Annotated in this window: 14 protein-coding genes; 7 read left to right on the top strand and 7 right to left on the bottom strand. The window is 44.0% G+C overall.

What is annotated here, in order from left to right:
* Positions 1-57: 57 nt before the first annotated feature.
* Complete coding sequence (locus A0256_11320) at positions 58-1,023, bottom strand: hypothetical protein (protein AMR31970.1); 966 nt, start codon at positions 1,021-1,023, stop codon at positions 58-60.
* A 236-nt stretch (positions 1,024-1,259) separates the two neighbouring features.
* Here A0256_11320 and A0256_11315 point away from each other — a divergent pair, with 236 nt between their 5' ends.
* Together A0256_11315 and A0256_11310 are read left to right on the top strand one after the other, a co-directional pair.
* Positions 1,260-2,129: an acyltransferase gene (locus A0256_11315; protein ID AMR31969.1), complete on the top strand. Its 870-nt coding sequence runs from the start codon at positions 1,260-1,262 to the stop codon at positions 2,127-2,129.
* Between the two features lie 39 nt (positions 2,130-2,168).
* Positions 2,169-3,269, top strand: coding sequence for an agmatine deiminase (locus tag A0256_11310; protein AMR31968.1), 1,101 nt, complete (start codon positions 2,169-2,171; stop codon positions 3,267-3,269).
* On the opposite strand, the gene A0256_11305 is transcribed toward A0256_11310, so the two are convergent.
* A complete protein-coding gene (locus tag A0256_11305) occupies positions 3,270-4,262 on the bottom strand; it encodes a hypothetical protein (protein AMR31967.1) in 993 nt (330 codons plus the stop codon).
* A 340-nt stretch (positions 4,263-4,602) separates the two neighbouring features.
* Here A0256_11305 and A0256_11300 point away from each other — a divergent pair, with 340 nt between their 5' ends.
* The 5 genes from A0256_11300 (at position 4,603) to A0256_11280 (ending at position 8,191) form a co-directional block, all read left to right on the top strand.
* Entirely contained in the window at positions 4,603-5,436 is an 834-nt protein-coding gene (locus tag A0256_11300) for a hypothetical protein (GenBank protein ID AMR31966.1), read from the top strand.
* 35 nt (positions 5,437-5,471) lie between these two features.
* The gene (locus A0256_11295; protein ID AMR31965.1) at positions 5,472-5,807 is read left to right on the top strand and encodes a hypothetical protein; all 336 of its coding nucleotides are present in this window, start codon (positions 5,472-5,474) and stop codon (positions 5,805-5,807) included.
* A gap of 68 nt (positions 5,808-5,875) precedes the next feature.
* Entirely contained in the window at positions 5,876-6,862 is a 987-nt protein-coding gene (locus A0256_11290; protein AMR34516.1) for a histidine kinase, read from the top strand.
* Positions 6,859-7,605 (top strand): DNA-binding response regulator, encoded by a 747-nt coding sequence (locus A0256_11285; GenBank protein AMR31964.1) that lies wholly within the window; start codon positions 6,859-6,861, stop codon positions 7,603-7,605. Before A0256_11290 ends, A0256_11285 begins: the two co-directional genes overlap by 4 nt.
* Before the next feature lie 4 nt (positions 7,606-7,609).
* A complete protein-coding gene (locus A0256_11280; protein ID AMR31963.1) occupies positions 7,610-8,191 on the top strand; it encodes a hypothetical protein in 582 nt (193 codons plus the stop codon).
* On the opposite strand, the gene A0256_11275 is transcribed toward A0256_11280, so the two are convergent.
* The 5 genes from A0256_11275 to A0256_11255 all read right to left on the bottom strand — a co-directional run bounded on the left by A0256_11275 (position 8,162) and on the right by A0256_11255 (position 11,593).
* Entirely contained in the window at positions 8,162-8,365 is a 204-nt protein-coding gene (locus A0256_11275) for a hypothetical protein (GenBank protein AMR31962.1), read from the bottom strand. The two genes, A0256_11280 and A0256_11275, sit on opposite strands and share 30 nt — an antisense overlap.
* A 128-nt stretch (positions 8,366-8,493) precedes the next feature.
* Positions 8,494-9,222 carry a hypothetical protein gene (locus A0256_11270; protein ID AMR31961.1) on the bottom strand — a complete coding sequence of 243 codons (729 nt, stop codon included), beginning with the start codon at positions 9,220-9,222 and terminating at the stop codon, positions 8,494-8,496.
* A gap of 71 nt (positions 9,223-9,293) precedes the next feature.
* Positions 9,294-10,187 carry a flavin reductase gene (locus A0256_11265; GenBank protein ID AMR31960.1) on the bottom strand — a complete coding sequence of 298 codons (894 nt, stop codon included), beginning with the start codon at positions 10,185-10,187 and terminating at the stop codon, positions 9,294-9,296.
* Positions 10,188-10,316: 129 nt separating this feature from the next.
* A complete protein-coding gene (locus A0256_11260) occupies positions 10,317-11,312 on the bottom strand; it encodes a fumarylacetoacetate hydrolase (GenBank protein ID AMR31959.1) in 996 nt (331 codons plus the stop codon).
* Entirely contained in the window at positions 11,309-11,593 is a 285-nt protein-coding gene (locus A0256_11255; GenBank protein AMR31958.1) for a hypothetical protein, read from the bottom strand. Before A0256_11255 ends, A0256_11260 begins: the two co-directional genes overlap by 4 nt.
* Between the last annotated feature and the right edge of the window lie 132 nt (positions 11,594-11,725).

Here is an 11,725-nt window from a genome sequence, read left to right as displayed (position 1 = left end):
AACAGCAAATAACCGATTATGATTCGAGAGATTTTGGATTTAGAATATAATATTTATTTAAGCCTCCGCATCAGAATTAAATTCGGGTTTGGGCAGGCCCTCCTCCAAACGCTTAGGGCGTATAACATAATAAATACCGAATAAAGCCACGATAAGCGAGATCAGGTAAAATGAGCCCGGCAGGAACACGGCCAGGCTTTTTTCCATAGGGAACCATCGGGTAAGATAGGTAAAAACCGTTTCGCGGATGCCGGCTCCGCCTATACTGATCGGTATAATAGTAGCCAACGCCGATATTAGGAAGGATAAGAGATAGGGCGAAAATTTGCCGTTAAAATCCTGCCCCATTAATACAAATACAATGGTGAGCACCTGAAGCGCCTGTACACCTATCGCTTTTAAGTGCCCTTCGAAAAAATAATGGGTGTACTCTCTGAAAAACTTGTAGGCAACAAAATAGTAAATAACGGACCCTAAAGTAAATAAACCTAGAGGGATCCCGATATGAATATCAATTTGTGGAATTAAAAAGATGAGTGCAACGGTAATTAAACCGATAGCCCATAATCCGCTCAGCCGGTCGAACATGATGGCCCAAAACACTTTTTTAGCCGGATGCTTATAAGTTTTACTGAGCAGGTAAATTTTATAGCCGTCGCCACCGATACCGCCGGGCAGCAAAAAATTATAGAATAAACCCAGCAGGTATAAACGAAAGTTAAAACGTGCATCCAAATGCAGTTTAATAGATTTAAAATAGCTGGAAAGCCTCCAGGAAGAGATCACCATACTGCCAAAAAAGCTGATCAGTGCGGCAAGCATCCACCAGTAATTAGCATGTAGCAAGCGGTATTTAACCTGCTTAAGCAGATCTTCTTTCCCGTGGAACAAAAGGTAAAGCAAACCGGTAGTCACTGCAATTTTCAGCAGCAATTTAGTCGCGCTCCACACCCGGTCTTTCCAGGTTTTGGGCTTCAGCGCCTTTTCCGTTTCTTCTACTTCGGTTTCAGCTAAATCTTTCATTTGGGTGCAAAGCTATGTTTTTTTTAGATTTCACATTTTGATTTCACAGATTTTAACATTGATTACACAGATTTCCACCATTGTAAGCTACTTAACTCCTGTGCAATATCAATATCAAATCAGTGTAATCATCTTTGTTGCCCGGTGTAATCCATCTATCAAATCGGTGTAATCATTCCTATTAGTTGGCGAAATCCTTAAATCAAATAACTATTTTTGCGGCAAATTTCTATGCTATGAGTAAGGTACAAGTAGGATTGGTGCAGATGACCTGCACAGCCAACAAACAGGAAAACCTGGATAAGGCGATTGGTAAAGTGCGCGAAGCTGCTGCCAAAGGTGCGCAGATCATTTGCCTGCAGGAACTTTTTACGTCGCTATATTTTTGCGATGTGGAAGATTACGATAATTTCGCATTAGCGGAGTCGATTCCTGGTCCGTCTACCGATGCTTTGTCGGCTGTTGCGAGCGAACTCGGCGTGGTGATCATCGCCTCTTTGTTTGAAAAACGCGCGCAGGGTGTTTACCATAACACTACTGCTGTTTTGGATGCCGATGGCCAATACCTGGGGAAGTATCGCAAAATGCATATCCCTGATGATCCGGGCTTTTACGAGAAGTTCTACTTTACCCCGGGCGATTTAGGTTACAAAGTTTTTAAAACTAAATTTGCCACTATAGGCGTGCTCATTTGCTGGGACCAATGGTATCCGGAAGCATCCCGTATCACCGCCCTGATGGGTGCTGAGATCCTCTTCTATCCAACGGCCATCGGCTGGGCAACCACGCAGGATGAAGCTACTAACGTGGAGCAATATAATGCATGGCAAACCATACAGCGCTCGCACGCAGTAGCCAACGGTGTTTACGTAGTAAGCGTGAATCGTGTAGGTGAAGAGGCCGGCGTTAAATTCTGGGGCGGATCATTCTTTGCTAATCCCTTCGGTGCTGTGATGCACCAAACTACTCCAGATCAGGAAGAGATCGTTGTAATGGAACTGGATCTGAACAAATCTGACTACTACCGCAGCCATTGGCCGTTTTTAAGGGATCGGCGTATAGATAGCTACCAGCCGATAACAAAACGCCTTTTGGATAATGACTAATAAAAAGTCCGGAAAGTTCGGAATTCATTAAAATAACTTATGTCATCTAAACAAAACACCTACGGCACTTTTCGTCTTTCCGACTTTCCGACTTCCGGACTTTCGGACTTTCCCGCTACCGTCGGACTTCACTTCCCTGCCGAATGGGCACCGCATACTGCCACCTGGCTCAGCTGGCCGCACAAAGAAGCTTCGTGGCCGGGCAAATTGGGTATGATCTACGGGAAATATGCCGAGTTTGTTAAAGTGCTTACCGAAGGCGAGATCGTGCGCATTAACGTGGTTGACGAGCAAATGGCGGCTTTTGCCAAACTGCAACTGCAACTGGTGGGTGCCGATCTGAACAAGGTGGAATTTTTTGAGTTCGGAACCAATGATGCCTGGTGCAGGGATCACGGTCCCGCGTTTTTGGTGAATTACGAAACCAAAGAAAAAGCCATCGTAGACTGGGGTTACAACGCCTGGGGCGATAAATATCCTCCGTATGACCTGGATGATGTGATACCGACCAAAATTGCCAACCACTTTGGCCTGCCTGTTTACCATCCCGGCATTGTGATGGAAGGCGGATCAGTTGATTTTAATGGTGCAGGTACGCTGCTTACCACCACCGCTTGTTTGCTGAATAAGAACCGTAACCCGCATTTAAACCAGGGGCAGATAGAAGGCTACCTGCAAAAGTATTATGGTGTGGAGCAAATTCTTTGGTTGGGCGACGGCATCATCGGAGACGATACAGACGGCCATATTGATGACATTACCCGCTTTGTAAATACCGACACCGTAGTTACTGCTGTAGAAGAAAACAAGAACGACGAGAACTACCACATCCTGCAGGAAAACCTGCAAACACTAAAAACCATGCGCCTGCTTAACGGCAAGCAACTGAATATTGTAGAGCTGCCGATGCCTGATGCCGTTATTTACGACGATCAGCGGTTACCGGCATCTTACGCTAACTTTTATATCGGTAATGCGGCTGTGGTGGTACCCACCTACCGGTCTAAACACGATGACAAGGCTTTGGATATCATCCAGGGCTGCTTCCCGGATAGGAAAGTGGTTGGGATAGATTCTACAGATATCATTTGGGGTTTGGGCAGTTTCCATTGTTTAAGCCAGCAGGAACCGAGCATTTAACTATAAATCGACGTAATACCAGGGAATGTTTAGAAGGCCCTTTTTTAGACATACCTTAACATCAAAACCGATCGATGCAAGATCAAACTGACTTTTTGAAATCTGTAGATCTCTGGAATTACTTATTGGCCCCCAAGGGGTAAGTTTAATATGATAGGTTATTTTTTTGCCGTGTTCGATATTTAGGTCTTTCACTTTTGCGGAAAATGGTTGTGGTCTTGATTGATCCAAATCGCAATTCACCGTTAACGTAAATCCTAACGCATAAAATAAGGCAAACGTTAACATCCCAATTATTTGTCCTTTCGCGGCACCGTCAGTTTTGTCAAAACCTTTCCAATAAATTAAACCGAAAAACAACAAGGCAATAAGTGCGATTGGTAAGTAAGCGCGATTGACTTCTACCAAATTGTAACTGACGATGCCTTTAACAAACAACATGCACACCGGGAAAAGCATACCGTAAATAACATTGGGATGTGGGCTTGTTTTTTTTGTGATAAACTTTATTAAACCGTGGTGCCTGAATAACAATATAACTCCCAGAACGGGATAAATTAGACTTATAAAGGTAAAATACAAACTGCCAAACAGCGTATTAATAAAAAACAGGGCAATTAAAAAACTTAAGCCCAAAAGGTTGTAAATCACCGTGACTTTGCTGGCCTTTTGTAGCTTAGTCATTCTTTCTTCTTGTGAATAACCTATTTCATTATCGCTTAATATATTGTTCAATAACTTCTGAGTTTCAACAGCATTTAAATCCGAAAAGCGGTTGCTGAGCTCTCGTATCAATCCATCACTATCACCGATGCTCCTGTAATCGTTTATCATGATCCGGCGTACACCTTCCACATTTGAGTAGATGAATATTGCTTTATCTTCCACCCTAAAGCCTTTTATATCATCATTTGATACCTCTCTGGTTACGAACATCCCACTAACACGTATCGAAATGTTTGATAAAACAACTTTTCTTTTAAAGATATACATACCGAGCAGTACCCCGACTGTAGTTAATACCAAGCAAATAATAACTCCGGCTAACGGAGTACTCGAATTATGCGTATTGGAGAGTAAAAAAATTGCAAAGCCGATCAAGGCTAACGACCCCAAACTGTACAAAGTTTTCGATCCTTTAGATATTTTATACTGTTGTTCCATTGTAATTACTCAGGTTTCGCAAGATATGACTTCCACACTTAACCTCCCCAATTTTTTTCACCGACAATTTATCCGTACTTACCGACTTCTTCAACGGCATCGCCAATAATGCATTTGCATATGTGATTTCTTACTGTAGTTTTGGATAACAATAAAAATTACAGAAATCATGAACACCAATATAGATCAAAAACCTAACCGAGCCAATGGCAAAGTTATGGCGGGGGCAATCCTGCTCTTAGTAGGCGCATTTTTGTTACTTAGGCAACTTAATCTTTTATTTTTTCCTGATTGGTTGGATCTTCAACCATTATGGCTGGTGGCAATAGGTCTCTTCATTGGGGCTCGTAATAACTATCAAAAAGCAAGCTGGGTAATTTTAACAGGCCTGGGTGTGATACTCTTAGTAACCCAAAACATAGATAATGCCAGTGGCTTCGTTTGGCCTTTAGCCATCATCGGTCTTGGTTTGTGGATCATCCTGCGCAAAAAGAAAACCGGTGAGCACCTGGCTGCCGATGGCGACTACTGGGACAGGAAATATAAAGCCGACCCCATAAGCACCGACAAGCCTCTTGCTGATTTTGGCGACACCGAATACAATGCTACAGGAACTGTCCCTCCCGCCGATACTAATAGTACTAATGTACCGCCGCTATCTCATGATGACATTTTAGATGCCACAGCCATATTTGGTGGTGTAAACAAAACTATTTTTTCCAAGAGCTTCCGCGGTGGCGATATCACCAACATATTTGGCGGTACCGAGCTTGATTTTACCCACGCCGATATCCAGGGACGCGCTATAATTGATGTTACCCAGGTATTTGGCGGCACCAAGATCATTGTACCGGCCGACTGGCAGGTGATTACCGATATGTCGAGCATATTTGCCGGGGTTGATGACAAGCGTTTAAAGCACCTGCGCCCGGTTAATAGCACAAAAGTACTGATCCTTAAAGGTGTATCATTATTTGCAGGCTTAGAGATCCGCAGCTATTAATTATCAACTATCAATAACATCTTAACCCATTAATCATGAATTGGTACGTAGCAAAATTAGTTTTTAGGGTGATCAGCGGCAATGGCGATCATAGCGCGCAGTTTGATGAGCAGCTTCGCCTTATTAATGCAGATACCGAGCATCAGGCCTTTGAAAAAGCAAGTAGTATCGGCCATGCCAACCAGGATAGCTTTTTAAATGTGCAGAAGCAAACCGTTAAATGGCAGTTTATAGATGTTGCCGAACTGAATGCCTTATCCGGCCTGGCCGATGGCACCGAGCTTTACTACAACATTCATGAAGCACCCGATCCGGACCTTTACATCGCCTGGGCGCATCATAAATCGGCGTTGCTTGGGGTTAAAAATTAATCTATTTTAAATAAAAGGTTTTGGCAGCAGAGCAATTATCATCATCAAAATTATTCGGGGCATTCGCTATCTGTGGGTTGGTTTGGGCAGCCCTGCAGGCCTATATCCTGCATAGTTTTGGCTTTTTGTGGATGGTTGCCGTAGCAGACAGCGCCCTGAGCGCTATTCTTCTTTCGCTGGCCTGCTGGCTGATCAACAACAACCTACGCTACTACCAGCCCGATAAAGGAAGTTATATTTACCTGCTGGCCTGGTGTGCCGCGCTGGCCGGGGGGTGCGCCTCGTCGTGCAGATACCTGATGCCGTTTTTTGGATTTGGCGATGCATATCAGAATTTCTTAAAACAATCCTTCATTATTCGCCTGTTTACCGACTTTTTGGCAATCGGATGGATGGCCATGATCAGTGCCTTGTTTTACTCGCAGCTGGACCATAAAAAAACCGAGCAACGTAAAACTGAAGCGGAGAAATTGGCCCGTGATGCCGAATTGTATAACCTGCGCCAGCAATTGCAACCTCACTTTTTATTCAACAGCCTCAACTCCATCAACGCCCTGATAGGCTTTAAGCCCGATGAGGCACGAAAGATGATCCACCAGCTTTCTGACTTTTTACGCGGCACCCTTAAAAAGGACGATAATCAACTGGTACCGCTGAATGATGAACTGGCGCATTTGAACCTCTATCTCGAAATTGAAAAGGTACGCTTCGGGCACCGCCTGCAAACCGAGATCAGCTGTGATGGTAATTGCGGCGAGGCTACCCTTCCCTCAATGCTTTTGCAACCCCTTGTAGAGAACGCCATTAAATTTGGCTTATATGATACCGTGGGTGAAGTTACGGTGAGCATCCGGGCCGAAATTGAAGAGCAATACCTCATTATTATGATCCAGAATCCATACGATCCGCAAACTTCCAGGCCAAAAAAAGGTACCGGCTTTGGTTTGAGAGGTGTACAACGAAGATTATATTTGATATTTGCCCGTAATGATTTGATGGAAACCCACGCAAATGATAATATATTTACAACCATTATAAAAATTCCGCAGTTATGATCCGCGCTTTAATTATCGACGACGAGCCACTGGCGCGTATGGTTGTTTTAGAATACATACAGCAGTTTAAAGAGATAGAAGTGATGCAGGAATGCGGCGATGGCTTTGAAGGGCTTAAAGCGATTCAGCAGCACCAGCCCGACCTGATCTTTTTAGATGTACAAATGCCCAAGATCAATGGCTTTGAAATGCTGGAACTGGTGGAAAATCCGCCATCAGTAATTTTTGCGACAGCTTTTGACGAATATGCCATTAAAGCATTTGAAGCACACGCGATGGATTATCTGTTGAAGCCTTTCAGTAAAGAACGCTTTAATAAATCAATAGACAAGTTCCTTTCGCAAGCCCCGGCAGCACCGAACGCGCCTAAGCCCACCGAAACACTATTGGAAACCGCAGCACAATCTCCCGCGCAGAATGAGCGGATTGTGGTGAAAACCGGCACGAAGGTGAAGATCATCTCGGTACAGGATGTAGAATACCTGCAAGCCGATGATGATTACGTAAGTGTTATTACTGCCGAAGGTGCCTTCCTCAAAAATAAAACAATGGCCTTTTTTGAGAAAACACTCGATCCACGCTACTTTGTGCGGGTACACCGGTCATACATTATTGCCATTCAGCAGATCACCCGCCTGGATCCCTATGAGAAAGACAGCCACCTTGCTATTTTGAAATCAGGCGCCAAGATCCCGGTGAGTAAAACGGGCTACGTGAAATTGAAGCAGGTGCTGGGGATATAATTTTATGGATGATCAGACAAGTTGGACCCCGTCTCCAGATGATAATATAAAAGGCATCACGGATAAAAAGATTATCAACGAATTTGAAGCTAAAGGTATTGCTGCGGCTGAATTGTTCATACTGGAGCTTGACAACGAAGTAATGTTATCAACCTCTCTGATCTTAGAAATTCATAGAATAAGCTTCTCACAACTTTACGACTGGGCAGGTAAATGGCGAACTAACCATGTAATCGTTGGACAACTCGATCCACCAAAACCTACTCATTTGCTACAACAACTTTACCAGTTTATTGATAATTTAAACTTTCGGTTATCGCTTTTAAATACTAGAGAAGATCACTTAAATAGTTTGGTTTACGCTCATTACGAGTTCATACGCATCCATCCATTTAATAACGGTAACGGAAGGACTGGCAGGCTATTCATGAATATAATAGCCTTAAAGTTTGGATACAGACCGCTACAACTTTATCACAGTGATGGTGAAAGCAGACAATTATATATTAATGCAATGAAATCTGCAGACAAGGGGGACTTTAAACCTTTGGAAGATTTAATTGCTGAAGAATTGTCGTTTTTTTGATTCCGCCTCATCAAGAAGTGCAACCACAATTTCTTTAACGCGAGTCTTCTCAACTTCCTGATCCTCCAAAGCCATGGTAGAGAACACTGAATCGGTGAGCAATTCCATTAAAAAATGCTTTTCCTTCAATTGCGGATATTTGTCGTAAAACTTCATGTGATCAAAATTAATCATATATATTATCGTAAGCTAAAAAGATTTACGACAATAAATTTAAAAAGCCCCCAAATAACGATTAAATCAAGTTAGACATAGCTATTTCACGGCCGGCTGATGATAGCCATAAAAATCGCTAGCGCCCGCTACCTTTCTAAGATCCAAACTTTCTCAACCACCTTCGCGTCTTCCAATTCCTTTTTGAACTGAGCGCCGCTTTTAAATTGAAGTGTACCCAGCACGCGTGTTTCTAAATTCAAACGAAAATTATCTTCCTCAAACGGCCATGGCTTAATGGTAAGCGAGCCATTTTCTTTCTGCATTAGTTGATATTGTAGCTGATCCGGCCCCTGGCTTACTTCTACCAGCCGGTTCTCGGGTTGCACTTCGTGCTGAGCAAGCAACAGCGAAAATGCATCGCACCATTCTAATAAGCTATAGGCGCGGCTGGCATCTTTAACCGAGATCTTTAATTCTCTTCGCCATTTGCCCTGCAATTTTAATTGCTCTTCTAAAAATGACTTAACTAAAGGGTTGGTCTCCATTTCGGCAGTGTGCAAAAACTGCATATGCATGGAGGTTAGCAAGGCGATATACCTGCTCTTTGAGATCGAAAAATTATGCAGGCGCTGGCAGTGTTCCGGCTCAAACTTCTTCATCCGGAAATTTACCGGACCGCCCTGCGGCGTAAGCAGATCATCGTCTGATTGTAGCTCCGTTTGGGCATCGTCATGATCGGCTATGGCGATCAGCGTTTCCGTCCACCGTTCTGGGCGATCTTTAATTCGCCAGTGCATGGCAATTTGAGCAGCAAGCACACCGTGAGCACGTTGCGTAACTATTTCCCAGCCCTGTTCAGTGTAGTTGACGATCATAAAATAGTAATGTTTGGACGGGGAAAATGTTTACTCATTCCTCTCCTAAAAGCGAAAAAAATAATATCGCTTTAAAAGGTAGCCAGTAATACCTTCCAGGCATCCAGTACCAGTCCCACATCCAGCAAATGCTTAGCTTTCAGGTGTAATTGCAGATCGCGGGTTTGGCTATCGCCGATGGTAGAGTCGAATAAATCTTTCATCTCGGCAGTTTGGGCATAAGCGTCAATTGCTTCATCAGCTGGCAACGCTTCTATATTCCCCAACTGGCCCAGGTTATTTCCAGTAAGCACTTTTGAATTGCGGATGGCATACGGAATAGCATCTACACCTATACCTACCGTACGCACTGGCTTGGCTACTTTAAACAGGTTGTCGGCAGTGACCCGGCAATACCAGTCGCCCCCAAGTCGAGCCACAAGGTCGATCTTACCCTGATCTATTTTACCGGAAGCATCCAGCACTGCTTCACTGATATGGATCAGCTTGATCTCTGCAATCACCAAATTCCCCGCACCAGGTCCGCTCCCCAGACTAGTCACTTCATTTATTATGCACTCAAACTGCACCGGCGACTCCGCAACACGCGGCGGTTTAACCAGTTGCGAAGGCAATGCCGTTAATCCCGATTTAATAAATTCATTCACTCCTGCCGGGTATTCTACGCTGGAAAGCGAGACCTGTTGTACGATATCGTAATTAACAATATTGATCACACACTCCGGTAACTTTTTAATATTTTCCAGCGTATGCTTGGTGGTATTGTCCCGCACCCGCCTGGCCGGCGAAAAAACGCAGATAGGCGGATTGGTACTAAACATGTTAAAAAAACTAAAAGGACTGAGGTTAACATTTCCCTCCGCATCCACGGTAGAAGCCAGGCAAATTGGCCTGGGGGCAACAGCGTAGTGCAAGTAATTCTGCAACTCCAAGGGAGAAAGATCGGTGGTTTTTAGGGTTAGCATATGCAGTAGATTATCCGTTCGTCATTGCAGGGAACAAAGCAATCTCCCGGTCAGCAGGGTGAATTTGCAGAGCGGCTCTAACTGGGTGAAAATTGCTTCGTTCCTCGCAATAACGCTTTTTATATAAGCTTATTTCTTCAATCCCAATATCGAGAATGCATCGTCTGATTTCTTTATAATGTTTGCCAGCATGCCCAGTCCGGTTATTTCCATTTCCACCAAATCATTCGGTTGCAGCCATTGGGGCTGGTAATTGGCATCATTCAGTAAGCCCGTGCCGTTCAGTTCTAAAAAGCAGCCTGTACCCACCGTGCCTGATCCTATCACATCTCCCGGCAACACGTCGCAGCCGTAGGCGCAACGCTCGATGATCTCGGCGAAAGTCCAGTCCATATCCGCCATATTGCCGTTGCTTACCTCCTTGCCGTTTACCACGCATTTCATTTGCAGGTTGTAGGCATTACCGGTGTGGCCGTCTTTAGCAGTTGTTTTATATGGCTCCAGCTCGTCAGGCGTAACCAGCCAGGGGCCTATCACGGTAGAGAAATCTTTTCCCTTTGCCGGGCCCAGATTCAGCAGCATCTCTTCCATTTGCAAAGTACGGGCGCTCATATCATTCATGATCATGTAGCCGGCAATGTAACTATCAGCGTCCGCGGCCTTAATGTTGCGACCTTTTTTATTCAATACCACGGCAACCTCCAATTCAAAATCCAATTTCTGAAAATGATCGGGCATACATTCTATTTCGCCCGGGCCTTGTATGGCGTTGTGGTTGGTAAAGTAAAAGATTGGATACTGGTCAAATTCTGCAATCATGTCCACCTTTCGGTTACGGCGGGCGGCAGCTACATGCTGCCTGAATGCGTACCCATCGCGGCACGACGTTGGGTGCGGCACTGGCGCCAGCAACTCATAAAACAATTCTTCTTTACCTTCCAGCCTACCCGACAGTATGTTCTCATTTGCTTTTTTGGCACGCGCCATCAGCTCCTCGCCACCCCATAAGAATTCATTCATATTGTCGGGGAGCAGCTTATCGCAGGAATTTAGATTGTAAATGTGGCCTTTGATGTAAAAACCCAAATGCTCGCGGTCTTCGGTTTTGTAGGATACAAGTTTCATAATTTAGAATTGGTTTGTTTTGCTTTAAGGTTGCGGGAGAAAAATTTATCGATGCCGATGATCAGCCCCGCCCCGCAAAAAATATCAAGTACAAAATTATTGAAATTGAATCCCATGTTTGTTTCTATCGTCAGGTAGGATGGCGTATTACTGTACGAATAAAAATGCCAGGGAAATCCAATTCGGGATACACCTCCAACAGTTGCATCAAACTTAGAAAACAGCAACGTGACAATTACCCAGGTGATTATGCCGATGATGAGGGCTTCTTTCCTGATCATATTGGTTCAATTTTAAAATCAAACTTAAAACTTTTTTATAATATACCACGTTGAATATTATGCTTGCATATTAAATTATCAGCACTTATATTTGATTACCAATTATGAGCATCAGGAAAGAATTTTACTTCT

The organism is Mucilaginibacter sp. PAMC 26640 (assembly GCA_001596135.1).
Lineage (GTDB): Bacteria > Bacteroidota > Bacteroidia > Sphingobacteriales > Sphingobacteriaceae > Mucilaginibacter.
Note: the sequence above shows the minus strand (reverse complement) of the source record. Positions and strands in the feature narration are given on the sequence as shown.

Excerpts from the sequence above, each read along its gene's own strand:
- A0256_11275 (AMR31962.1), bottom strand. The coding sequence starts at position 8,365 with ATGATTAATTTTGATCACATGAAGTTTTACGACAAATATCCGCAATTG.
- A0256_11285 (AMR31964.1), top strand. The coding sequence starts at position 6,859 with ATGATCCGCGCTTTAATTATCGACGACGAGCCACTGGCGCGTATGGTT.
- A0256_11305 (AMR31967.1), bottom strand. The coding sequence starts at position 4,262 with ATGTATATCTTTAAAAGAAAAGTTGTTTTATCAAACATTTCGATACGT.
- A0256_11315 (AMR31969.1), top strand. The coding sequence starts at position 1,260 with ATGAGTAAGGTACAAGTAGGATTGGTGCAGATGACCTGCACAGCCAAC.
- A0256_11255 (AMR31958.1), bottom strand. The coding sequence starts at position 11,593 with ATGATCAGGAAAGAAGCCCTCATCATCGGCATAATCACCTGGGTAATT.
- A0256_11300 (AMR31966.1), top strand. The coding sequence starts at position 4,603 with ATGAACACCAATATAGATCAAAAACCTAACCGAGCCAATGGCAAAGTT.
- A0256_11265 (AMR31960.1), bottom strand. The coding sequence starts at position 10,187 with ATGCTAACCCTAAAAACCACCGATCTTTCTCCCTTGGAGTTGCAGAAT.
- A0256_11310 (AMR31968.1), top strand. The coding sequence starts at position 2,169 with ATGTCATCTAAACAAAACACCTACGGCACTTTTCGTCTTTCCGACTTT.
- A0256_11320 (AMR31970.1), bottom strand. The coding sequence starts at position 1,023 with ATGAAAGATTTAGCTGAAACCGAAGTAGAAGAAACGGAAAAGGCGCTG.
- A0256_11295 (AMR31965.1), top strand. The coding sequence starts at position 5,472 with ATGAATTGGTACGTAGCAAAATTAGTTTTTAGGGTGATCAGCGGCAAT.
- A0256_11270 (AMR31961.1), bottom strand. The coding sequence starts at position 9,222 with ATGATCGTCAACTACACTGAACAGGGCTGGGAAATAGTTACGCAACGT.
- A0256_11280 (AMR31963.1), top strand. The coding sequence starts at position 7,610 with ATGGATGATCAGACAAGTTGGACCCCGTCTCCAGATGATAATATAAAA.
- A0256_11260 (AMR31959.1), bottom strand. The coding sequence starts at position 11,312 with ATGAAACTTGTATCCTACAAAACCGAAGACCGCGAGCATTTGGGTTTT.